This is a genomic window from Clostridium septicum, assembly GCF_003606265.1.
Classification (GTDB): Bacteria; Bacillota; Clostridia; order Clostridiales; family Clostridiaceae; genus Clostridium; species Clostridium septicum.
Genome location: NZ_CP023671.1, coordinates 1,813,885 through 1,837,862, shown reverse-complemented (window position 1 = coordinate 1,837,862; position 23,978 = coordinate 1,813,885). Strand labels below are relative to the sequence as shown.

Genomic DNA, 23,978 nt, shown 5'->3' with positions numbered 1-23,978 from the left:
CCCCTCCATAATACTTAAGATTATAACTAAATTCTAGGTATTCTAATAAATAACTTACCTATGTTATATTCTTCATACTTATCATTATTATCTATACCCCTTGTTGAACCTATTCCCCCAACTAAATTCCCTCTAATTGCATCAAAAATACCCTTCATATTCAATATTCCATATCCCCATTGTTCATTAGGATATAAATCTCCAGGTCTCATTTTAGCTCCTCTTATTATATATGTCCTTACTTCAGTAGCATATATTGATGGATCGTTTCCCTCTACTATTGCCCATTGTAAAAGCAAAGCACAACATCCTGCTAATACTGCAGATCCAATTGATGAACCACTAGCTATTTTAGTACCTCCTCCTGGAACTGTTACTAATGCATTAATTCCACCAGCTGCAATATCTGGTTTTACTCTACCATCTCTTGTAAAACCCCTGCCAGCCTGTCCTACTGTAGCATTATTGTTTTGATTATAAAAAGATGCTACTAATGCTGATCTAGATGTAGCAGGTATTGCTAATGTAGTGTACTGACTTGGATTTAAAAATTTTGTTTCTGGATCCAATAAATTTCTCTGTGGTATCCAACTCCAATATTGACCATCTACAATATAATCTCCATATAATCTAAATTGCCATATACCATCTTTTAAATTTCTAAGTTCCACATTAATTATCTCATCACCAGTAGAATAATCAGGGTAAATATATGTTATTTTTATATCAGTTCCTTCATAAATAAATTTAGCCTTTTCTATTTTTCCTAATTTTGCTGGAATTCTATCTATTACCTCACCAGATGGAGATACTACCCCTAAAGAAATTCTATCTGGTTGCCTTATAAAAATTTGAAAGTTCATATTTTTTTGAGTTTTCCCAACTTTTAATTCCAAAGATTTTATTTGTCCAGGTTTTTCGAATTTCCCTTCAGTATGAGTGTCTGTATCTCCTTGATTACCCGTACCAACGACACATATTACTCCAAGTCGTCTACTAATAGCGTCAATATAAGTTTCTATTACTGAAGTCCCATCATGTGCCCCTGTATTAGTTCCCAATGGTATATAAATAATCATTGGTTTTTTTATATCAGCTGATAATTTTGATAGATATCTTAATCCCATTAAAATATCTACTGTAGTATACCTTCCTACTCCTGGTTTTACTCCTGCATAATTTAAAAATGCATTTGAAGCAGGCTTTAATTTAACTATGGCAAATTCACAATCTGGAGCTGCCCCTATTAAATGGGGATTTTTTCCTCTTCCTCCTGCCACTCCTGCAACCATAGTTCCATGCCCTATTTCATCTTTGCTAACAACTATTGAATATGGATCCCCTCCAGCCTTACTAACTCTAATTGCTTCATTTATTTGAGAATCTGTATATTCAACACCAAATTTAGCCGCATAAACATCTTTATCTCCATTTAAAGTTTGATCCCATATTCTTAATATTCTTGTAGTATCATCTTCTTTAATAAATTCTTCATTTAAGTAATCTATACCAGTATCTATTATTCCAATAACAACACCTTTTCCATTTAAAGTTATTAAAGGATTATTATAAAATAAATTTGCTCCACTGGCATCTACTGGAGATAATTCTGTTAATGTATATATTGCAGGAATTTCTATTGGCATTATCTCTCTAACATATGGTTTTACATCTAATACCTTGTTAAATGGAGTAAAAACTATTCCAAACTTTCCATCTAAAATAACAGCAAAAGTATTTGGTAGTTTACCTATTTCTAAAAACTTTTGTTTAGAATAATATTCCACTATAAATCCTACTTGTTCACTTGAATTTCCAAATTGTTCTATAATATCTTTTTTTATATCTCTCCACCATTCGTTATCTAAATAAGTATTTTTTTTATCCAGAGATTCCTCTGATCTTAATCCCATATAACCTAATATATTTATAATTAATTCTATACTGTCATAAGCACATACTTCTCCATACCCCCATGATGGATCTGGATATGTTACATCTATCCTTGTTCTTTTTGCTGCATTTATTAGATGATATTTTAGCCTTTCTCCATAAAGATAAGGGTCATTTCCTTTTACTATCCCCCATTGCATAAGTAAAGCTACTATTCCTGCCACATGAGGAGTAGCCATTGATGTTCCACTCTTAACATCAAACCTGTTATCAGGTACTGTTGACATTATTCCTTCACCAGGAGCAACTAAATCTGGCCGCATTGGTGCAAATACTACCGGCTTTCCTCTCCCACTGAAAGACGATATATTGTTAGTTCTATAGTTATAACTTCCTACCGCTATTATATTTGATACAGTGGCAGGAATTCCTAATGTATTTAAAACTGTAGGTTGTAAGAACTTAGTTTTTTCATTCAATCCTTCTGATATAGGTAACCACATATCGAATATTCCATCATAATTATTAGTAACAGTCATATTAATATCCCATTGGCCAGAGGATAAATATTGAGCGTTAGTAACTAAACTTATTACTGTTTCTCCTATTATATCGAAAGGCTTTGGTCCAGTATCAAATACTTGATATCTATCCCTACCTATATTTCCTTCATAAAAACCTTCTTTAATATCTATATCCCCACTAGTTGCTCCTGTAGGACTAACTATTCTAATTTTTAAGTTAGGTAATACAGGTTTATATAAATTTATAACTACTATTGATTCATCACTTGCCACATTAAAAGATATTCTATTTTGCTCTTTAAGATTACCTCCAACATGATGTGCAGCCTCTCCTTCATTTCCTGCCGCTATTGATATAGTTATTCGTTCTAGTGTTGCTACTGTAGAAATATATTGCTCTAATAAACTTGTTCCATTATGAGCTCCATCATTTGTACTTAAACTTATATTTACTGATAAGGGCATTCTTAATTCTTTGCCCTTATCTATTAAGAATTTTAATCCTCTCATTATATTTGTACTAAGTGCATAAGCTCCCCTGGTGCATTTAACCATGGCTATTGAACTCTTAGGAGCTACCCCGTAATATTCAGGATTTATATTTCCACCTGCACAAGCAATCCCAGCTACGTGAGTTCCATGTTCTGTTAAATCATAAGATTTAACTATTGAAAATGGATCATTTGATTTAAGTGCCTCATTTATTTGTGCCTTATTATAAATAAATCCACCGTCACTTATATCATAAATATATTCTATTCTTGTTGTTCCATCCTCATTTCTAAAAGCCCTATGAGTATAATCTATTCCTGAATCTATAAAACCAATTAGAACTCCCTCTCCTTGAATATTAAAGCTAGTTCTAGCTCGTTGTACACAGGCTGCTCTATTACTCTGCTCATCTGTAGTATATAAACTTTTAGGGAGTTCTATATATTGAATATTTTCGTTAGCTGCCAACTGTGTTAACTTATCAACAGGTATAGTCACAATTGCAAATCCATAATCTAATGCTTCATATTTTCCTCCTAGACTCTCCACAAATCGTGAAATATTATCCACACTTTCACCTGAAATAATTATAACTTCAACTTCTGATTGATTTAAATATCCAGAATTCGCAGTAACACCCAATTTATTTAATATTGTTTTGGGTACATTTTTTAATGCTCCTAATCCTTCACCTACATTAGGATTATTAATTGTTGTCTCTATAATACTCACCCCAATACATTGTTTAATTATTATTATATGTTCATTTAATTCTTTGGATATTAAAATTTTTAAATAAATAAAAAGAGCTACTAAAAATAGCAGCTCTTTTAAAAACACCTATAAAGTTATTTCTATTCTTTCCAATTTAGCTATTACTTGTATTTCTTTTATATCCATAGTTTCTGTTAATAAACTACCTCCATTACTTACAAGTAATACTTTGGAATTACCTATGCTCTTTATTTGTCTTATTTTAGTTTGACCTTTATAATTAACTAGAAAAATACCGTTATTAGTTATTTCTTTTACAAGGTGACTAAAAACTAAATCTCCTTTTAACATTCTAAAGCCTGTCATTTCATCATCTTGTACTTCTATATATATAACCTTATCTTGATGATATCCTTCTACTTTATTTGAATGTATTGGTAATTCTCTAAATCCCTTTGGATTGTTTAAACTATAATCAAATATAGGAACATTCTTTAAAACTGTTGAAAATGCATTAGTCCAAACTTCATCTTGTTCAACTCTGTTTTTTATCGGTTTAACAGGAGTATTAGATAAAGTTTTTCTTTCCTCCATTAATGCTTCATCTGTCACCACCATACTAATATCATTTAAATCAGTTTTTAATATTTTAGCTGCTCTATTAATAAATGATTCTTGAGCAACTTTTCTTCCCATCTCTACTTCATTTAAATACTTTTCAGCAACGCCTAATTTTTTAGCCAATACCTTTTGAGTCATACCGCTTTTAAGCCTTGCTTCTTTAATCTTCTCCCCGACTCTACTCACTTTACAAACTTCCCTTCTGTTGATTTAAAAACCATTCTTTTTCTTCTACTAAATGTTTTACTAAATCATTAAACTTCCATTCTATTGATGTTGGAGTTACAACTGCTAATAATCCATCTTTAGTGTTCTTTCTTATATCCTTAATAGTTGATTTTAATTCCCTATCTGAAAAATTATTAAATAGAATAACCTTTTCCCTTATAGGATACGGATTGAAAGTAGGAAATCTAAAACCCTCTAATATGTCTATGATTTTCATTTCAACTATTTCTGGTGAAATTTCTATTATCTTTATCTCCTCTATTTGTAAAGTGTTTAGTTCCTTTTGAGGGATTCTATAAGTTAAGATACACTTATTATTATCAAGCATTTCATTCACTCCTAAAAACTTATTTAATCCTCTATTATTTGTGGTGCATCATAAGTTTCACCAAATGTGTCAACTGTCATAGTTTTTATTTTTTGATCTTCATAAGGTTTATCATTATAATCTCTCTTAGTATTAACTATTTCATCAACAGTTTCCATACCTTCTAAAACCTTACCAAAAGATGCATATTGTCCATCTAAATGGGGTGAATCTTGAGTCATTATAAAGAACTGACTTCCTGCTGAATCTGGAATCATAGTTCTTGCCATTGACAATACTCCTCTTGTATGTTTTAAATCATTTTTAAATCTATTTCTTGTAAATTCACCTTTTATACTATATCCTGGACCACTCATTCCTGTTCCCTCTGGGCATCCCCCTTGAATCATGAAACCAGGAATTACTCTATGAAATATTATCCCATCATAAAATCCTCTATTGATTAAGTCAATAAAATTTCTAACTGTATTTGGAGCTATTTCTGGATATAATTCGGCTTTTATAACTCCCCCATTTTCCATATTTATAGTTACTACTGGATTCTTCATAGTCAAATCTCCTTTCAATTTATACATATTAAATATTATTATCATATTTAATAATATGAATACATTAATTTTATAATATCATATAACTATTGGTAATTATATCTTATTTAAAATAAAGTGACTAGATTCTAATTTTTATTTAAATAAAAAGATATCAAATATATAGCTTACTTTACTATACATTTGATATCTTTTCATTTACTTTATCCATTTAATCCTTAATTAAATGTAGTTCCTAGAACTACTCTTGAATAATCACTATAATTTGATAAATTTTTAACTCCTATTTGTTTAAAAATGAACTCTCTTCCAAATTTATAAATTAAGTCGCTTAATAAACAATTTAAAAATGTTGATGGAACTCTTTCAAATCCATCAAAATCTAATAGTATTCCTTCATTAATATTGTTTCTTATGATTTCTCTTAATAAAATAGCATCTTCTATATAAATATTTTCACCAAGTATATCTCTAACCTTTATATTCATAGATATCCCTCCATATAAAATATTTTTTCAATTTTCTGAAAATTCTCTCCTTGATATTAATATATCAATTTTGTAGTATTTTGTCAACAATTTAACAAATAAAAAGGGTAAGTTAAATTGTAAATACAATTTAACTTACCCAATTTCTATAAGATGCTTACTTAAATTAATAGCATCATCACATTCTAATGAATTAAATATTTGAATTTTTCCTTTTTCCTTGGAATCAGTTAGTAATCTTTTTTCTTCTAACCTTCTTCTAATTTCCTTAGCTGTTCCAAGGCCTCCATCTATAATTGTAATATCATCTCCAACTATTTTAGACAAAGTCTTACTTATAAATGGATAATGAGTACATCCTAAGACTATTGATGATATTTTAGGAATCCTATATTCATTTAATTTCTCTGTTAGATATATTTCAAGTTCCTCACCATCTAAAATACCTCTCTCTATAAATTCCATTAATCCTGCACAAGGTACAGGAACTATATTGGCTTTTTCCCTATACTTATCCATAAGAAGATTAAATTTCTTTTCTCTTAAAGTCATAGGTGTAGCCATTATTAATATACTACCTTCTTTTTTTAACTCTACTGCTGGCTTTATGGCAGGTTCTATTCCTACTAGGGGTAATTCAGGATAAACCTTCCTTAATTCAGCTACTGCTGCACTTGTAGCAGTATTACATGCCACTACTATCCCCTTGGCTCCTTTACTTAATAAAAACTCTACTGCTTTAAAAGTCAAGTCTCTTACCTCTTTAACTGATTTAGTTCCATAAGGCGCATTTTTAGAATCTCCAAAATATATATAATCTTCATTAGGCATTATCTTAAGTGCTTCTCTCATAACACTAAGACCTCCAACCCCTGAATCAAAAAAACCTATAGGCATATTTCTCTTCTCCAAGTAATCTCACTCCATTTTCATTAATTCTATTTTTATTTTATACCTTTATTGTATATAAATCCATAAATTTTAATCTTAATAAAATCCATAAAAATCATATTATATAAAATCATTTTAATTTTTTGACTTATTTATCAATAAATTATTGACATCATATAATCAATATAATAGAATTTCTTTATAATTGTAATTATAGCGAATATTATTTATAAAAATACAATTTTTGTTCGATATTATGAGAAAGGATGTGAGTTATTTCTTGCATAATTTATGTGATTTGCAAGAATATATTTATGAAAGATTTAATATTTACAATTTCAAAGTCAAACCACAATAAAGAAGATTTATTAAATATATTTAATAATCATCCAGAAATTAAATTTGTGTCTTTTGTCGGAGTTGATTTATCGGGAAATGATACAGATGAAAAGATACCTGTAAAATTATTTTTAGAAGATATAGAAAACTTTCTTCATGGTGTTGCTATCCAAACCGATGGTTCTTCAGTTGTTCTTCCTGGTATAGCTACTCTTAATGACGCTAAAGTAGATATGGTTACAGACCTTAACTGTAATTGGTTCATTGACTATAACTACGATCATATTGATCCATTGACTAATAAGCCAGTTGGAACATTAAGAATACCTTCATTTTTATTTCATAATCAAAAAGCCGTTTGTTCAAGACATATCTTAACATCTGCAGTAGATACCTTTAAATCTACTCTCCTTTCAATCTTTAAAAATAAACCCGAAACATTAACTCCCTTTGGAATAACTATTAATGATATAGATGAAGTTGTTATAACATCTGCATCTGAGCTTGAATTTTGGGTTAAAACACCTAATGACAAGGCTGAAATTGAAGAATTATCAACATCACAAGTTTTACATGAGCATTATTGGACTAGAACTAAAGGTGCTGTTAGAACTGCTTTAGAACAATGCTTATTACTTATGGAGGAATACGGGTTCGAACCTGAAATGGGGCATAAAGAAGTCGGTGGAGTTAAAGCTAAATTAGAGTCTACAGGAAACTTCAATCATATAATGGAACAACTTGAAATTGATTGGAAATATTCCGATGCTGTTCAAGCTGCTGACAACGAAATATTTGTAAAAATACTTGTTCAAGAGATATTTAGAAGAAATGGTCTTGAGGTAACTTTTAAAGCTAAACCTATAGATAGCGTTGCTGGTTCAGGTATGCATATTCATTTAGGGGTAAGCTTAAAACTTAAAAATGGAAAAAGAATAAATTTATTCAATGCTACTAAAGAAGATTTTCTAAGTTGTATTGGTTATGGTGCTATAATGGGAGTTCTAAAAAACTACGAAGTTATGAATCCTTTTATATCATCAACTAATAATTCATTAAAAAGATTAAAACCAGGATTTGAAGCTCCAATATGTATAGTTACTTCTCTTGGTTTAAGTCCTGATAATCCTTCAAGAAATAGAACTGTTCTTATTGGACTTATTAGGGACTTACAGAACCCGTTAGCTACTAGATTTGAACTTAGATCACCTAATCCTCATACTAACATATACTTAGCAATAGCAGTCTCTTATATGGCTATGCTTGATGGAATAATATATGCTACTGATAATAAAACTGAAGAAGAATTACTAACTGAATTATCTAAAAAGGCAGGTGATGATTCAATCTACTTAGAAAAGGATAGAGCTTATAGAAGTGAAGAAGATGTATTTGAATTCTTTACAGAAAGCGAAAGAAATAGATTTTTCGGGAAAGCTCCTGCTACAATATATGAAAATCTAATTCAATTAGATAATAATCCAGAAAAACTAGAAATTTTAAAAAGAAATAACGTTATGAGCGATGCTTTAATTAATAGCTTTAAATTAGCAGTTACTCAAAGATGGGCAACTGAAATTTCACATAGAGTTATAGCAAATTATTCTTTAGAGGTTAGATCTTATAAACAACTGCATGGTAATCATGCTTTAGATTTAGATGTGTCAAATTGGATGAGAATTAATGAACTTAGACATACTATAATGAAAGATACTTATACTAATAAAAGTTTATTCACTAAGATAAAGGTCGCTTTAGCAGAAGAAGATTTTGCTACTGCTTCTGATTTATATCTAAAGCTTGATGATATGATGTCAGAATTAAGAGATTTATATACTCAATATAAGAAGAATTTATTAGATATTTAATATAAGCAAAAACACTACATGAGTCTTTATTTAATAACTCATTGTAGTGTTTTTTATTATATCCACCCAGGGATAACGACTCTTTCTGTATCTATTATATGCGAATTTCCATTAACTACTCTTTTTGTACGTATTGATTTTGTATTTATTAATTCTTCTGCCTCTTTAATACTACTTGCCTTAAACACAAAAGTCCAACCATCCTTATTATACTTTCCTGCACACATTAAATACTTTTCTTCTTCTATAGTTATTATGTCTCTATCTATTATTAAGCTTTTAAACTCTCCAATTGTCTTATAATTTAATTTCACAAAAATGCCACTATTCTTTTTCATAGCCCCCTCCAGAACATTTGTTCTACACTTCATATATTACACGAACTTAAGTTCTATGTCAATTATTTTATATTTATTTTTTGATTAAAAAAGGAGTTTTTTGAAAAATACAGAATTAAAATATATGTTCATGTCAAAAGAAAGGAGTTTTTTACATATTTATGAAAGAAAAAGCATTAAAATTACAAAATTTACTAATAGCTATTTTAATCTTTGCTTTAGTTTCAATTTTTGTTATAGAAGGCATTAAAACTAATGCTGAATATAAGAAAGTTTCTGATTCAACAATTCAAGAAAATTCAGATAAAAATAAAGTTGATAAAGAAAAAGAAGAAACAAAAAAAGAAACCGAAAAGAAAAAAGATGCTGAAAAGAAAAAAGAGACTGAAAAGAAAAAAGATGATTCTAATAAAACACCTGTTGCTCCTACAGAGGAAACTAATAAAACTAATCAACAAGAATCTATAGATACAAACACTAATACTAATGAAGCTGAAAGTTCTTCTACAGAAAGCAATGATACTACTATATGGTATCCTGAATCATCTAACGACAATAGTGATTATATACCTATCAATGACTATGTACCTAATTTAGATTCCGATTCATCTAATCAAGATAACGGACAATCAAATCAAGGTAATGATCAAACTAATCAAGACAATGTACAATCAAATCAAGGCAATGAACAACCAAGTGAAGATCATGAACAATTTAATCCTGATGAGCACCATCCAGTTTCTGATGCTGATCATAACAATGCTACAGGTGATATATATCCTGCTCCACCTACCGTAGATGGTGAGGTTAATTAAAACATATTTAATATAAAAGGGATTAGAATCTTAAAATGATTCTAATCCCTTTTATATTACCTAGCTATATGAGACAGTAGATAGTTTTGTGTAAAAACAAAACTATCTACTGTTTTTTTGTATTAACAGTTGGAAGTTTTGGAATAATATACTATATAAATTAGGAGGAATTATTATGACAAGAAAAATTGATACCAACTTTGATTACAACGAGGAAATTAAAAGATGTAAAACAATCGATGATGTGATGGGTAAAAACGGATTAATACAAAGATTAGTTAAAGATGTTCTTGAAAATATATTAGAAGGTGAAATGGAAGAACATCTAGGAAGAAATAAATATGAACGTGTAGAAGTAGTTGATCAAACTAAGAAGAACTACAGGAATGGTTATAGTCGCAAAAATTTAAGAAGTTCCTTCGGTGACGTCGACCTAGACGTACCCCGTGATAGAAATGCTGAATTTGAGCCACAAATTATAAAAAAATATGAAACTGTGTGTACTGAGTTAGATAAAAAGATTATATCTTTATATGCTAAAGGTATGTCAACATCTGATATTCAGGCTGAAATTGAAGACTTATATGGAATAACTATATCACCATCGATGGTATCTAAAATAACTGATAAAGTGCTTGCTAGCGCCGCCGAATGGCAAAATAGAGCATTAGATAAAATATATCCAATAGTTTATTTAGATGCTATGTACTTTAAAGTTAGAAGTAATGGAAAGATAGTTAACAAGGCTGTCTATATATGCTTAGGATACACTATGGAAGGATATAAAGATATTTTAGGTATATGGGTTGATGAAGCTGAAGGTGCTAAATTCTGGTTAGGAATTTGCAATGATTTAAAAAATAGAGGTGTAAAAGAAATTTTAATTGCTTGTATGGATGGATTAAAAGGGCTTCCACAAGCTATAAAAACAGTATTTCCATCAGTAAATATTCAAACATGTATTGTTCATCAAATAAGAAATTCAATAAAATACATAGCTTCAAAAGATAAAAAAGCATTTATGAAAGATTTGAAGGAGGTTTATAAGGCTACAACAGAGGAACTTGCGTTAGCACAGCTAGATAATTTAAAGGAGAGATGGGGAGATAAATATGGAATAGTAATAGATTCCTGGTATAATAATTGGAGTAACCTTTCAACATTTTTCGACTTCTCTCCAACTATAAGAAAGATGATTTATACTACAAATATCTTAGAAGGTTTTAATCGTCAAATACGTAAATTCACTAAAGTTAGAGTCATATTCCCAACTGATGAATCTTTAAATAAGTGTGTTTACTTAGCAACGATGGAGATACTAGAAAAATGGACTCAGCCTATACATAATTGGGGTGCTACGTTAGCAGAGCTATCAATAATATTTGAAGATCAATTAAAAGATGAATTAGCTTAAAAGCTTGTACTTTTTATAAATTATATGCATACTATTAGATTTTTTTGAAATACTAAAAAAGGTAATAAGAAACATTATTAGTATTTCTTAAATATAAAAAAATATTACTGGAAATGAAAATTTCCAGTAATATTAAAATAATAAAAATGATAATTACACAGAATTATCTATTCTCTCAGCTATATTAAATACTTCTAAATCTTTATTTTCTATTTTACTAATTTTAACTTGTGCTATTGCTTTTAATGTATCTAGTGCTGTTATAACACCTATATTTCTTTCTACAGCTGCTCTTCTAATTAAGAAACCATCTCTCTTAGAATCATTACCTTTAGTAGGAGTATTTATTACTAAATCAACTTCCTTATTCTTAACAACATCTAATATATTAGGCGCCACTTCATTAAGCCTTCTTACTTCCTCTGCATCTATTCCAGCATCTCTAAGTAATTTAGCTGTTCCAGCTGTTGCTATAAATTTATATCCTACTTCCGAAAGCATTTTAGCTATTGGCAGAAACTCTTCTTTATCATGCTTATTTATAGTTGCTAATATCTTACCTTTTTTATTTCCAGGATACATACTACCTCCTACAAATCCTTTATATAGAGCTTCTTTAATATTTCTACCCACTCCTAAAACTTCCCCTGTAGACTTCATTTCTGGTCCTAAAGACACTTCAACCTTTGGAAGCTTTTGAGTTGAGAATACAGGTACCTTAACTGATACTAATTCTGGTTCTTTATAAACATCTACTCCATATCCTAAGTCCACTAACTTATGTCCAAGCATTACTTTAGTTGCTAAGTCTACTATTGGAACCTTGCTAACTTTACTAATGTATGGAACTGTTCTTGATGCTCTTGGATTAACTTCTATTATATATAGTTCTCCTTCAAACTCTATGAATTGAATATTTATCATTCCCTTAATTCCTATAGCAACTGCTAGCTTTTTTGTATAATCTAAAACTTTAGACTTTATTTCACTGCTTACATTCTGACTTGGATACATAGTTACTGAATCACCTGAGTGAACTCCTGCTCTTTCTAAATGCTCCATTATTCCTGGCATTAAGATATTTTCTCCATCTGATATAGCATCTACTTCTATTTCTCTACCCATTAAGTATTTATCTACTAGTATAGGATTCTTTTTATCTTTAATAAAAGCATTTTTTAAGTAGTACGTTAATTCTTCTTCATCAAAAGTTATTTCCATCCCTTGGCCACCAAGTACATATGAAGGTCTTACTAACACTGGAAATCCTAATCTTCTTGCTTCTTCTAATCCTTCCTGTACCGTCCAAACACCCTTACCCTTTGGTCTATCTATTCCTAAACTTTCAAGTAACTCATCAAATTTTTCTCTATCTTCAGCCATATCTATTTGATCTGCTGTTGTTCCTAAAGTTTTTATTCCCTTTTCCTTTAAGAAGTTAGCAAGTTTTATAGCTGTTTGACCTCCAAATTGTAATATAACTCCATAAGGATTTTCTTTTTCTATTATATTTAACACATCTTCTTCTGTTAATGGCTCAAAATATAATTTATCTGATATATTAAAATCTGTACTTACTGTTTCAGGATTATTATTTACTATTATTGTTTCAATCCCCATTCTCTTTAATGCCATTACGCAATGAACTGAAGCATAATCAAATTCTATACCTTGACCTATTCTAATAGGACCTGATCCTATAACTATTACCTTTTTCTTATCTGAAACTTCTACTTCATCAAATTGTTCATATGTTGAATAATAATATGGTGATAATGCTTCAAATTCTCCTCCACAGGTATCAACCATCTTATATGAAGGCTTTATATTCCATATACTTCTTAATCTATAGATATCATCTGGACTAACCTTTAACATATCTGCTATAGCCTTGTCTGAGAACCCCTTTTTCTTTAGATTTAATAACCATTCTTTATCTAAATTTTCTATGTGACTTAACTTCAATCTTGTTTCCTCATGAATTATCCACTTAATTTTTTCTAAGAAGAATATATCTATTCCTGTTATTTTAGCAATGCTTTCTATTCTATAATCTCTTCTAATCATTTCTGCAAGGGCAAACATTCTTTCATCATCTGGCTTCATTACAGCTTCTTTAAGTTCTTGAATACTTAGTTCTTTAAACTTTGGATGATCTAGTGAATATTTACCTATTTCTAAACTTCTAATTCCTTTTAAAAATGCTGATTCAAAGTTAGCTCCTATAGCCATAACTTCGCCTGTAGCCATCATTTTTGTTCCTAAAGCTCTATCAGCAGTAAAGAATTTATCAAAAGGCCACTTTGGAATTTTAACTACTACATAATCTAAAGTTGGTTCAAAACATGCGTATGTTTTTTGTGTAACAGCATTTTTTATTTCATCTAATCCATATCCTAATGATATTTTAGCTGCAAGCTTTGCTATAGGATAACCTGTTGCCTTTGATGCAAGAGCTGATGATCTTGATACCCTTGGATTAATCTCTATAACTGCATATTCGAATGAATTTGGATTTAATGCAAATTGTACATTACATCCGCCTTCTATTCCAACTGCATTTATTATATTTATTGATGCTGTTCTTAACATTTGATATTCCTTATCTGATAAAGTTTGAGAAGGAGCTACCACTATACTATCTCCTGTATGAATTCCTACTGGATCTATATTCTCCATATTACATACAGTTATACAGTTTCCATATGAGTCTCTCATAACCTCATACTCTACTTCCTTCCAACCTTTAACTGATTTCTCTAAAAGAACTTGCCCTATAGTACTTAATTGTAATCCTGATGCTAAAATTTCTTTTAACTCTTCTTCTGTTTCAGCTATTCCACCACCAGTTCCTCCTAACGTATACGCTGGTCTAACTATTACTGGGTATCCTATCTTATTAGCAAAAGCCATTCCAGCTTCTAAGTCAATAACTATTTCACTTTGTATAACAGGTTCATTTATTCTATTCATCATATCCCTGAATAACTCTCTATCTTCACCCTCTTTAATGGATTCGATAGATGTGCCTATTACCTTAACATTATATTTATCTAATATTCCATTATCATATAACTCTACTGCTAAGTTAAGTCCAGTTTGCCCCCCCATACCAGCAAGCAGGCTATCTGGTTTCTCCTTTTCAATTACTTTTTCTAAAAATTCTATTGTTAATGGTTCTAAATAAACCTTATCTGCAACTTCTGCATCTGTCATTATTGTTGCTGGATTTGAGTTTACTAGTACAACCTCTATTCCTTCTTCTTTTAAAGCCTGACAAGCTTGAGTTCCTGAATAGTCAAACTCTGCTGCTTGACCTATTATAATTGGACCTGATCCTATAACTAAAACTTTTTTAATATCTTTATTTAATGGCATATCTATAACCCTCCTATAGTGCGTAATTCATAAATTTATCAAATATATATTCACTATCCTTTGGACCTGCTGCAGCCTCTGGATGGAATTGAACTGAGAATATTGGGAGCTTTGTGTGCTTCATTCCTTCTATTGTTCCATCATTTATATTTATATGTGTTGCTACAACATCTTTTGGTAATATTTCAACTACATATCCATGATTTTGAGATGTAATATGAACTTTATTTTCTTCTAAGTCTTTTACAGGATGATTACAACCTCTATGACCAAATTTCAATTTAGTAGTTTTTCCCCCTAAAGTTAATCCTAATAATTGATGTCCTAAACATATTCCTACTATTGGTTTCTTTCCAACTATTTTTTTAATATTTTCTATTACATCTGTTAAATCTTCTGGATCTCCAGGACCATTTGATAAAAATACTAAGTCCGGGTTAACTTCTAAAATTTCTTCAGCCGTTGTAGTCATTGGAAATACAGTTATTTTACAACCTCTATTTTTGAAATTTCTTATAATATTTTGCTTTATTCCAAAATCCATTATTGCTACATGTTTCCCCTGACCTTCTATAGTATAAGCATTTTTAGTAGATACTATAGATACGGCTTCTTTATTTGAAAATGCCTTAATTCTTTCTTCTACCTCTTCTATAGAATGTGATTCTAAAGAAATAATCCCTTTCATTGTTCCATAGTTTCTCAAAACCTTTGTTAACGCTCTAGTATCTATACCTTCTAATCCAATAATCTTATTTTGTTTTAAAAAGTCTTCTAATCCCATTTCACATCTAAAATTATTGGGAAAGCTACATTTTTCCCTTACTATAAAGCCTTTAACCTTTAGTGAGTCTGATTCCATATCCTCTAAGTTAATTCCATAATTTCCTATCAAAGGATATGTCATCGTTACTATTTGTCCATAATATGATGGGTCTGTTAAAACCTCTTGATAGCCAGTCATTCCTGTTGTAAATACTACCTCTCCAACACTATCTTTTAGATATCCAAAGGCTTTTCCTTCAAATATCATTCCATTCTCTAATATAAGCTTTGCTTTCATACTTTAGCCCTCCTTAAATTTATATAATCTACGCTAAAAATACACCTTTATAAAAGCTTTACTGATTTTTTTGTAAAACAAAAGGATACTAAGGAGATGACTTTAAAATCTTCTCCCTACTATCCTTATATATTTAACATCAGTATTAGAAAACGCTCTTACTGACATAGCTATGCAATTATTATCTAATTTTAAGTATAACATAGTCACATACTCCCTTTCTGGCCTCACAGGACCAATTTAAAGTGTACTTTTTAACTTCATTTGTTTTTTTATTTATCTTTTATAATATTCTATATTCATTCCTAATCCATGTCAAGGATATTTATCTAATTGCCTTAAATTAAATTTTAAATTTAACTTCCATTTCCATTTAGCTATATGGTATAATATACAACATAATATATTATATATTTCTATTTAGGTTAAATGTACTACTTATTTAGTAATAATATATTATATAATTAATAAATAGATATATAAAGGGGTGATTAAATGTTACAACTAAAAAATGTAACAAAAAAGTTTAAGAAAACTATCGTAGTTGATAATATTTCTTTTGATGTAAATGAGGGGGAAATTGTAGGGCTTCTTGGTGAAAATGGAGCTGGTAAAACAACTACTTTAAGAATGATCTCCACTATGTTACAAATATCTAATGGAGATATATTTGTTAATAATATTGATGTGAAAAAGTATCCTGAAAAGGTTAGAAAAGAAATAGGAATACTTTTTGGTGGTGATGTAGGTTTATATGATAGACTTACAGGTAAAGAAAATATACGATATTTTGCCAATCTTTATGGAATGAGCAAAGCTGAAGCCGATAGAAGAATTGATGAACTTTCAAAAAGCTTTGGAATGGAAGAGTATATAAACAAACCTGTTGGAAAATATTCTAGAGGTATGAAACAAAAAATTTCTATAGCTAGATCTATAGTTCATAATCCTTCCATCATGCTATTTGATGAACCAACTACAGGTTTAGATGTTAGTGCTGCAAGAATAGTTCAAAACTTTATTCTTCAATGTAAAAAAGAAAATAAAGTCATTCTATTTTCAAGTCACTCTATGAAAGAAGTTGAAAAATTATGTGATAGAGTCGTAATAATAAATAAGGGTAAGCTTTTAGAAGATTCTACTATTCTTAATCTAAAGGAAAAACATAATAATAATGATTTGGAAGAAATGTTCTTAGATTTGATTGGAGGTAGTTTAAATGAGTAACTTCTTTACAGTATTAAAAAAAGAATTACTAGACATATTTAGAGATAAGAAAACCTTGGTATTTACATTAATTTTACCTATACTTCTATATCCTCTAATGTTCAAATTTATGTCATCATCAATAGAAAAAACTCAAAAAGATGCTGAAAAAGAAATAAATATAGTTATAGAAGGAGATTCAAACTCCTTAATGGCTAAAACATTAACAAGCTTAGAAAATATAAAAACTCATACTGTTGATTCCCCTACGGAATCATTAAAAAAAGGTGATATTCAACTTATTGTAAAAATACCAGAAAACTTTGATAAAGATATGTTAGAAGGAAAACAATCTTCAATAGAATTACTAATTGATGAAGAATCAAATAAATCTATGATTGCAAGTAATATGGTAAATAGTATTTATGATAAATATAAAGATAATATAGTACAAGCTAGGCTATCTGAAAATGGAATAGATCCATCAATACTTAAACCTTTTGAAGTAGAAATTAAATCTGGAATAAATGTAGACAACAATGAAGTTAATGGAATGGCTTCAATGCTTCTTACTATGATTCCAACACTAATTGTTATTTTAATGATTTCATCTACTGTAGGTATGGCTGCTGACTTAGGGGCTGGTGAAAAAGAAAGATTTACATTCGAACCATTACTTTCAACATCTGCTAAAAGAAATTCATTGCTTTGGGGTAAAATTGCTGCTCTTTGCACGGTTTCATTTATTTCATTATCAGCTAACTTAGTAGTTATGATTTTATCAATGCAAAAATTTATGTCTTTTGGAAGCACTGAATTAAGTTTTAATCTCGATCCAATAACTGTAATTGGTATCTTAGTAATATGTATATTACTTTTAATTACTCTATGTTCAATGCAAATATCAGTTAGTTTATATGCTAGATCAACTAAAGAAGCTAACTCTTATTTAGTAGCTACAACAATGCCTACAATGCTATTAGCATTTATACCTTATATGATGGATGCTAAAAGTATAAATCCAGTATTTTTTAATATTCCTATTACAAATTCTATTTGTCTAATGAAAGAATTCGTTGTTGGAATATTTGATATAAAACATATAGTTATAGTTTTAGCTTGGCATATAGTTTATATAGTTGCAGCAATTATATTTGCTAAATTTATGTTCTCTAGAGAAGAAGTTATCTTTAGAAACTAATATAAATAGAAATCTTTTAACCCTTAGTATTTAATAAAAAAACAAATTATTATTAGTATTAAAATAAAGTGGATATTCCCAAGTAAAACATGGTGATATCCATTTTTATTTTATAATTAACTAAGTCAAGCTCACTATATTAAATTATTTTTCTATAATTACAAATTTAGACTAAATTTTAAACAATGCTGATGTATAATTAAACTAGATATTATATAGTAAAAAAGTACCTTATAAGTAGTTACTATATTTTTCAATAATAGCTCCATTTATATAGCTTAATAGATAATATCATATACGAGTATAATATTAATATAAAAAAATGTTAGTTATTTATTTTTACACTAAACTAACTAACATCTAACTGTTTTAATAATCTATTTTATTATCTTCCCTAATACATTATCAAACTCTCTTACCATTCCCCAGCTGTGGTAATTAACACCTTCCTTAGAATGATTTTTTTCAAAATCCTCTAATTCTATATTGTAAGTTTCAAATCCATTTAATTCTATTTCTAACTTTTCATTTTCACCTATTGCAAATGATGTTACTTCCCCATAACTTATACTTTCATTTCCATAATAAAATATAGTCCCACTTTCTACTAAAGTAGTATATATATTTATCAATTCATCCTTTAAACAATTTCCCATAATTATAATTCACCTTTTAATATCTTTTCCTCTAACCATCTTACTACATATTCAACTGCATTATCATCATTTTTAGGTGCCTTAAACTTAGCCTCTTCAACTAATCTTTTTATTCCATTTTCAGTACAAAAACCAAATTTTGCAGTCTTTAGCATTTCTCTATCGTTCATACTATCCCCTACGGCTATTACCTTACTTGGATCTATATCAAAATCTTCTATTAATTTTTTTAGTGCAGACCCTTTTGAAGTATACTCTGGAACTATTTCTAAAAATTTATCCCCACTTCTTAATACTTCTACATTATCACAAATTAAATGAAAATTTTCCTCTAATTCATCTACTACTTCTTCTTCCCCAATCATTAATATCTTAGTCCACTTTTGCTTCCATAACTCATCTGGTATATCATATATTGTTTCGCAAACTGAATTTGCTAACCTATCTGTATATTTACATTTTTGAATTATGTAATTCTTCTCTTCTGAAAATACTTCTATCCCTAAATTAGGCTTTTCTTGTTGCAATTTTTTCACTATTTCTTTTCTTTTTTCTTCTAAATAGTTTTCATGTAGTAACTTCTTATTTGAATAATCATAAACTTTACTTCCATTATATAAAATCACAGGTAATCCAATTTTTAAATTAGGTACAAATCTTCCTGCTGAAGCTAACATTCTTCCAGTAGCTAAAGTAAATACCCCTCCATTATCAACGAAATAATCTATGGCTCTTATATTTTCTTGTGATAGTTCTCCTTTACTATTAAGTAATGTTCCATCCATATCAGATACTAAAAGATATCCATTAAATATTTTACTCATAAACTTCCTCCTATTCTTTATTCATCATTAGAATAACTTTTCTTGATATTGCTCTTGGTAATAGCTTATTTATTAAAACAAGTAGCTTATTTTTAAATCCAGGAATTATTATTAACTTTCCCTTATTAAAATTTTTATAACCAATCTCTGCTACTTTATTAACTGACATTAAATTTTTATCTGCGCCATTTCTCTTTTTAATTCCCGCCTTACCTTGAAATGTTGTATTAACTGCACCAGGACATAAACAACTTACTTTAATCCCCTTATCTTTTACTTCCTCATACAAAGCTTCAGTAAAACTAAGAACATAAGCTTTTGATGCATAATATGTAGCCATCTTAGGACCAGCACAAAATGCTGCTGTAGATGCTACATTCATAATTGCTCCATTATTATTTTTTATCATATCCTTCAAAAAATATTTAGTTAATTCCGTTAATGCTCTAATATTTATATCTATCAAAGATAATTCCTTATTTACATCTATTTCACTTAAATATCCAAAAGATCCTATTCCCGCATTATTTATCAAAATATCCACAGACAAAGATTTTTTATTCACAAAATCAATAACTTGTTCACATGATTTATCCCCAGTTAAATCTACAGACAAAATTTCCACACATATATTATACTTCTTTAATTCATCTTTTAATTGTTTAAGCTTATCTATATCTCTAGCTACTAAAATTAAATTATATCCATCTTTTGCATATAATTTACATAGTTCCTTTCCAATCCCTAAAGATGCTCCTGTAATTAAAACATATTTTTTAGCATGCATTTTTTCCATATACTTACCCTCTCTAGTTAAATATTTAAACTAACTCTTACCCTTATAATAACAAACTTATTATTAAATACAAATATAGAAAAGGGTTATTTAAATTCAAAATTCAAATAACCCTTTTAAATATTATCATTATATTTACCTTAAATTAAGATATAAATCGCCATACTTGAGTTACTATAAAACAGCTTATAATTCCACATAATGTTGGAATTATAAAGGCTAAAAAAGTCCATTTAAAACTATTAGTTTCTTTCTTAATTGTTAATAAAGTAGTAGCACAAGGGTAATGCATTAAGGATAACAACATAACATTTATAGCTGTTAGTAATGTCCAACCATTTGCTATTAGCAATTCTTTTAACTGTACCATACTATCTAATTCTAACATAGTAGTTGCCCTTAAATAACTCATTATTATTATTGGCATTACTATTTCATTTGCTGGTAATCCAAGGATAAATGCCATTAATATATATCCATCTAATCCTATTGCATTAGCAAATGGTGCTAAAAAATTTGCACATGTAGTTAATATAGATACTCCTCCAACTTGAATATTGGCAAATATCCATATAACTATTCCAGCTGGAGCCGCCACTACTACAGCTCTACCTAAAACGTAAATAGTTCTATCTAATAAAGATCTTACTAAAACTTGGCCTATTTTAGGCTTTCTATATGGAGGTAATTCTAAAATAAAATTAGAAGGTATTCCTTTTAAAAATGTACTTGATAATATTTTAGAAACTAATAAAGTAATAAATACTCCTAATACTATTATTGCAGTTACTGTTAAAGCTGAAATTGCATTTCCCGAAATTGTACCAGTTCCCCCAATCAGCCCTCCAACAAATATTGTAGCTACTGTAATTATTATTGGAAATCTTCCATTACAAGGCATAAAATTATTTGTTATTATAGCTATTAATCTTTCTCTTGGTGAGTTAATTATTCTACAACCAATAACCCCTGCAGCATTACACCCGAGTCCCATACACATTGTTAATGCTTGTTTACCACAAGAACAACATCTTTTAAAACATTTATCTAAATTGAATGCTATCCTTGGTAAATAGCCTAAATCCTCTAACAAAGTAAACATAGGGAAAAATATTGCCATAGGTGGCAACATAACAGAAATAACCCACGCTAATGTTGTATATACTCCATCTATAAGCATTCCTTGAAGCCATGACGGAGAATTAATATAATAAAAAAATTCCCTTAACTTAATTTCTAATGATGCAAACATATTAGCTAACATGTCTGATGGATAATTTGCTAACGTTATAGTTATCCATAATACCACCGCTAAAAGTATTATCATTATCGGTATTCCTGTTAACTTTGATGTTAATATCTTATCTATCTTTTGATCCCTTAAACCATACTCTCTAGATGTAGTAACAACCTTTTTAGATATGTCTTCAGATTTTTTTATAATACTTCCTACAATTCTATCAGTTAAAGAAACATCTCCACTTTCTATCAATTTATTTCTTAAGTTTTCTATTAAAGATATAACATCTTTTGATATGTCAAACTTACTTATTAAAAAATCACATATATCCTTATTTCCTTCTAGTAATCTTAATGCAATCCAACGTTTTTTCTTTTCTCCTACATCAATTTTTAGCAATGGAATTATTTCAGATAAGTCCGCTTCAATTTCCTCATCATATGTCATTTTAAATGTTTCTTTATAGCCATTACTAGCTAAAAATTGAACTTTATCTTTAAATTCTTCAATTCCATTACCTTGTCTTGCTGCCATACTTACTACTTTACATTTCAATTCTTTTTCTAATTTTTTAAAGTTTATGTTTATTCCTTTTTTCTCTGCCTCGTCCATTAAATTTACACATAATATAGCATTATCAGTTAATTCAAGTATTTGAATTAACAAATTCAAATTTCTCTCTAGAGTAGTTGAATCGGCTATTACAGCTATTGTGTCATAATCCTCAAAGCAAATAAAGTTTCTTGCTATTTCCTCTTCTTCTGAGTTAGATAATAATGAATATGTGCCAGGTAAATCAACAACTTTATATAACCTTTCATTATACTTATAAAAACCCTCTGCATTTATAACAGTTTTTCCTGGCCAGTTTCCTGTGTGTTGATTTAATCCTGTTAATTCATTAAATACTGTACTTTTTCCTACATTAGGATTTCCTGCTAATCCTATAGTATGAATTTTCTCATTGCTCTTCATTTTTTTTCCTTTTGCTAACACACTTGTTCCTGTAGAACTTTTTGTTAGACCCATCAATTCATCTCCTTTTTTAATGATTGCACATAAATATGCTTAGCTTCATCATCTCTAATTGCAATAACAGCTCCTCTAATTAAATATGCTCTAGGATCTCCTAAAGGACTTCTATATAAAATTTTTATTTTTGTACCATTTATTATCCCTAGATCTAAAAAACGCCTTCTCATATCTCCATTAACATCCAAGTTTACAACCTCTACATAGTCGCTTGAATCAATCTTATTTAGTGTATTTTTGTATTCCATTCTTCCCCCTCCTTAATTTTATTTATATTCCTCTGGTTTCTTATCTAATGTCCCTAATATTAAATTATGATATTTTTGTTATTCTGTTCTAAAAAAATAAAAGTTCTGCAATATGCAGAACTTATAATTTAATTTCATCATCTGTTAACCTTCCATCTGAAGAATTTACTGGTATCTCATCACCTAAAAATTCTGGTTTAGGCTTTAATACATTTACATAAATAAAATCCTTTAATTGAGCTAACTTTTCTCTTGTTTTATAACTATCAATAAATAAATACTCCCTTATATCTGAAGGGATTCCGTAAGCTTCTATTCCTAATTTCCTCGCTATATACAATGCCCTTGGTAAATGATATTCATTAGTTACTATAATAGCTTTATTTACTTTAAATATTTCTTTAGCTCTATACATACTATCATAAGTGCTAAAGCCGGCATGATCCATAAAAACACGTTTTTCATTTATATCATGCTTCATTATATAATCTTTCATAGCTCTTACTTCATTATAATCTTCTTTTCCATGATCCCCTGTTAAAACGAAAGTATCACTTTTATCTTCTTTATATATTTTTAAAGCAGTTTCCAATCTATCTATCAAAATATCCGATGGCTCTCCATCATTTTTAACTCCAGCTCCTAAAACTATTATAGAGTCAATATCTCTTGGTAAATCCTCTAATTTTACTATATATTTATCATAACCTTGTACATTTTGAATTATAGCTATCATAGAGCCTACTAATATAATTATTAATAGCATAATTCCTATTATCATACTTTTTTTAATTCTCCTTAAAAATCCCTTTTTCATTTCTTACTTCCTTATA

General features: G+C 29.1%; 20 protein-coding genes. 5 read left to right on the top strand and 15 right to left on the bottom strand.

Annotation, left to right across the window (positions count from 1 at the left end; all coding sequences use genetic code 11):
* Positions 1-26 precede the first annotated feature (26 nt).
* The 6 genes from CP523_RS08140 to murI all read right to left on the bottom strand — a co-directional run bounded on the left by CP523_RS08140 (position 27) and on the right by murI (position 6,748).
* On the bottom strand, positions 27-3,641 hold the full coding sequence (locus CP523_RS08140; RefSeq protein WP_227909544.1) for a S8 family peptidase: 3,615 nt from the start codon (positions 3,639-3,641) through the stop codon (positions 27-29).
* A 108-nt stretch (positions 3,642-3,749) separates the two neighbouring features.
* Positions 3,750-4,430 (bottom strand): helix-turn-helix domain-containing protein, encoded by a 681-nt coding sequence (locus CP523_RS08135; RefSeq protein WP_066675971.1) that lies wholly within the window; start codon positions 4,428-4,430, stop codon positions 3,750-3,752.
* A gap of 1 nt (position 4,431) precedes the next feature.
* The gene (locus CP523_RS08130) at positions 4,432-4,800 is read right to left on the bottom strand and encodes a DUF3783 domain-containing protein (protein ID WP_066675965.1); all 369 of its coding nucleotides are present in this window, start codon (positions 4,798-4,800) and stop codon (positions 4,432-4,434) included.
* 23 nt (positions 4,801-4,823) lie between these two features.
* Positions 4,824-5,348, bottom strand: coding sequence for a peptidylprolyl isomerase (locus tag CP523_RS08125; RefSeq protein WP_066675963.1), 525 nt, complete (start codon positions 5,346-5,348; stop codon positions 4,824-4,826).
* Positions 5,349-5,566: 218 nt separating this feature from the next.
* Positions 5,567-5,836: an STAS-like domain-containing protein gene (locus tag CP523_RS08120; protein WP_120140766.1), complete on the bottom strand. Its 270-nt coding sequence runs from the start codon at positions 5,834-5,836 to the stop codon at positions 5,567-5,569.
* 135 nt (positions 5,837-5,971) lie between these two features.
* Positions 5,972-6,748, bottom strand: a complete 777-nt coding sequence (gene murI, locus CP523_RS08115; RefSeq protein WP_066675959.1) for a glutamate racemase — start codon at positions 6,746-6,748, stop codon at positions 5,972-5,974.
* Positions 6,749-7,041: 293 nt separating this feature from the next.
* Between murI and CP523_RS08110 the strand changes: the two genes are divergently transcribed.
* Positions 7,042-8,934, top strand: a complete 1,893-nt coding sequence (locus tag CP523_RS08110; protein WP_120140765.1) for a type I glutamate--ammonia ligase — start codon at positions 7,042-7,044, stop codon at positions 8,932-8,934.
* A gap of 56 nt (positions 8,935-8,990) precedes the next feature.
* Here the strand turns inward: CP523_RS08110 and CP523_RS08105 are convergent, their stop codons facing one another.
* Complete coding sequence (locus CP523_RS08105; protein WP_066675955.1) at positions 8,991-9,272, bottom strand: hypothetical protein; 282 nt, start codon at positions 9,270-9,272, stop codon at positions 8,991-8,993.
* Positions 9,273-9,433: 161 nt separating this feature from the next.
* On the opposite strand from CP523_RS08105, the gene CP523_RS15995 reads away from it, so the two are divergent.
* Both CP523_RS15995 and CP523_RS08100 read left to right on the top strand, forming a co-directional pair.
* A complete protein-coding gene (locus CP523_RS15995; protein ID WP_066675949.1) occupies positions 9,434-10,087 on the top strand; it encodes a hypothetical protein in 654 nt (217 codons plus the stop codon).
* Between the two features lie 175 nt (positions 10,088-10,262).
* Positions 10,263-11,501, top strand: a complete 1,239-nt coding sequence (locus CP523_RS08100; protein WP_120140764.1) for an IS256 family transposase — start codon at positions 10,263-10,265, stop codon at positions 11,499-11,501.
* Positions 11,502-11,654: 153 nt separating this feature from the next.
* On the opposite strand, the gene carB is transcribed toward CP523_RS08100, so the two are convergent.
* Positions 11,655-14,879 (bottom strand): carbamoyl-phosphate synthase large subunit, encoded by a 3,225-nt coding sequence (gene carB / locus CP523_RS08095; protein WP_120140763.1) that lies wholly within the window; start codon positions 14,877-14,879, stop codon positions 11,655-11,657.
* A gap of 13 nt (positions 14,880-14,892) precedes the next feature.
* Positions 14,893-15,942, bottom strand: a complete 1,050-nt coding sequence (locus CP523_RS08090; RefSeq protein ID WP_066675946.1) for a carbamoyl phosphate synthase small subunit — start codon at positions 15,940-15,942, stop codon at positions 14,893-14,895.
* Positions 15,943-16,437: 495 nt separating this feature from the next.
* Here CP523_RS08090 and CP523_RS08085 point away from each other — a divergent pair, with 495 nt between their 5' ends.
* Both CP523_RS08085 and CP523_RS08080 read left to right on the top strand, forming a co-directional pair.
* A complete protein-coding gene (locus CP523_RS08085) occupies positions 16,438-17,169 on the top strand; it encodes an ABC transporter ATP-binding protein (RefSeq protein WP_066675944.1) in 732 nt (243 codons plus the stop codon).
* Positions 17,162-18,349, top strand: coding sequence for an ABC transporter permease (locus CP523_RS08080; protein WP_066675942.1), 1,188 nt, complete (start codon positions 17,162-17,164; stop codon positions 18,347-18,349). Before CP523_RS08085 ends, CP523_RS08080 begins: the two co-directional genes overlap by 8 nt.
* A 377-nt stretch (positions 18,350-18,726) precedes the next feature.
* Here CP523_RS08080 and CP523_RS08075 read toward each other — a convergent pair whose 3' ends face one another.
* The 6 genes from CP523_RS08075 to CP523_RS08050 all read right to left on the bottom strand — a co-directional run bounded on the left by CP523_RS08075 (position 18,727) and on the right by CP523_RS08050 (position 23,962).
* The gene (locus tag CP523_RS08075) at positions 18,727-19,005 is read right to left on the bottom strand and encodes a hypothetical protein (RefSeq protein ID WP_066675940.1); all 279 of its coding nucleotides are present in this window, start codon (positions 19,003-19,005) and stop codon (positions 18,727-18,729) included.
* A gap of 2 nt (positions 19,006-19,007) precedes the next feature.
* The gene (locus tag CP523_RS08070; protein ID WP_066675939.1) at positions 19,008-19,829 is read right to left on the bottom strand and encodes a Cof-type HAD-IIB family hydrolase; all 822 of its coding nucleotides are present in this window, start codon (positions 19,827-19,829) and stop codon (positions 19,008-19,010) included.
* Between the two features lie 10 nt (positions 19,830-19,839).
* Positions 19,840-20,625: an SDR family NAD(P)-dependent oxidoreductase gene (locus CP523_RS08065; RefSeq protein ID WP_083089453.1), complete on the bottom strand. Its 786-nt coding sequence runs from the start codon at positions 20,623-20,625 to the stop codon at positions 19,840-19,842.
* Between the two features lie 145 nt (positions 20,626-20,770).
* Positions 20,771-22,894, bottom strand: coding sequence for a ferrous iron transport protein B (gene feoB, locus CP523_RS08060; protein ID WP_120140762.1), 2,124 nt, complete (start codon positions 22,892-22,894; stop codon positions 20,771-20,773).
* The gene (locus CP523_RS08055; RefSeq protein WP_066675935.1) at positions 22,894-23,145 is read right to left on the bottom strand and encodes a FeoA family protein; all 252 of its coding nucleotides are present in this window, start codon (positions 23,143-23,145) and stop codon (positions 22,894-22,896) included. Before CP523_RS08055 ends, feoB begins: the two co-directional genes overlap by 1 nt.
* A 121-nt stretch (positions 23,146-23,266) precedes the next feature.
* A complete protein-coding gene (locus CP523_RS08050) occupies positions 23,267-23,962 on the bottom strand; it encodes a SanA/YdcF family protein (RefSeq protein ID WP_066675934.1) in 696 nt (231 codons plus the stop codon).
* Positions 23,963-23,978: the final 16 nt, after the last annotated feature.

Coding starts and splice junctions, on each gene's coding strand:
- CP523_RS08130 (WP_066675965.1), bottom strand. CDS start 4,800: ATGCTTGATAATAATAAGTGTATCTTAACTTATAGAATCCCTCAAAAG.
- CP523_RS08125 (WP_066675963.1), bottom strand. CDS start 5,348: ATGAAGAATCCAGTAGTAACTATAAATATGGAAAATGGGGGAGTTATA.
- CP523_RS08120 (WP_120140766.1), bottom strand. CDS start 5,836: ATGAATATAAAGGTTAGAGATATACTTGGTGAAAATATTTATATAGAA.
- CP523_RS08110 (WP_120140765.1), top strand. CDS start 7,042: ATGAAAGATTTAATATTTACAATTTCAAAGTCAAACCACAATAAAGAA.
- CP523_RS08105 (WP_066675955.1), bottom strand. CDS start 9,272: ATGAAAAAGAATAGTGGCATTTTTGTGAAATTAAATTATAAGACAATT.
- CP523_RS15995 (WP_066675949.1), top strand. CDS start 9,434: ATGAAAGAAAAAGCATTAAAATTACAAAATTTACTAATAGCTATTTTA.
- CP523_RS08100 (WP_120140764.1), top strand. CDS start 10,263: ATGACAAGAAAAATTGATACCAACTTTGATTACAACGAGGAAATTAAA.
- carB (WP_120140763.1), bottom strand. CDS start 14,879: ATGCCATTAAATAAAGATATTAAAAAAGTTTTAGTTATAGGATCAGGT.
- CP523_RS08090 (WP_066675946.1), bottom strand. CDS start 15,942: ATGAAAGCAAAGCTTATATTAGAGAATGGAATGATATTTGAAGGAAAA.
- CP523_RS08085 (WP_066675944.1), top strand. CDS start 16,438: ATGTTACAACTAAAAAATGTAACAAAAAAGTTTAAGAAAACTATCGTA.
- CP523_RS08080 (WP_066675942.1), top strand. CDS start 17,162: ATGAGTAACTTCTTTACAGTATTAAAAAAAGAATTACTAGACATATTT.
- CP523_RS08075 (WP_066675940.1), bottom strand. CDS start 19,005: ATGGGAAATTGTTTAAAGGATGAATTGATAAATATATATACTACTTTA.
- CP523_RS08070 (WP_066675939.1), bottom strand. CDS start 19,829: ATGAGTAAAATATTTAATGGATATCTTTTAGTATCTGATATGGATGGA.
- CP523_RS08065 (WP_083089453.1), bottom strand. CDS start 20,625: ATGGAAAAAATGCATGCTAAAAAATATGTTTTAATTACAGGAGCATCT.
- feoB (WP_120140762.1), bottom strand. CDS start 22,894: ATGGGTCTAACAAAAAGTTCTACAGGAACAAGTGTGTTAGCAAAAGGA.
- CP523_RS08055 (WP_066675935.1), bottom strand. CDS start 23,145: ATGGAATACAAAAATACACTAAATAAGATTGATTCAAGCGACTATGTA.
- CP523_RS08050 (WP_066675934.1), bottom strand. CDS start 23,962: ATGAAAAAGGGATTTTTAAGGAGAATTAAAAAAAGTATGATAATAGGA.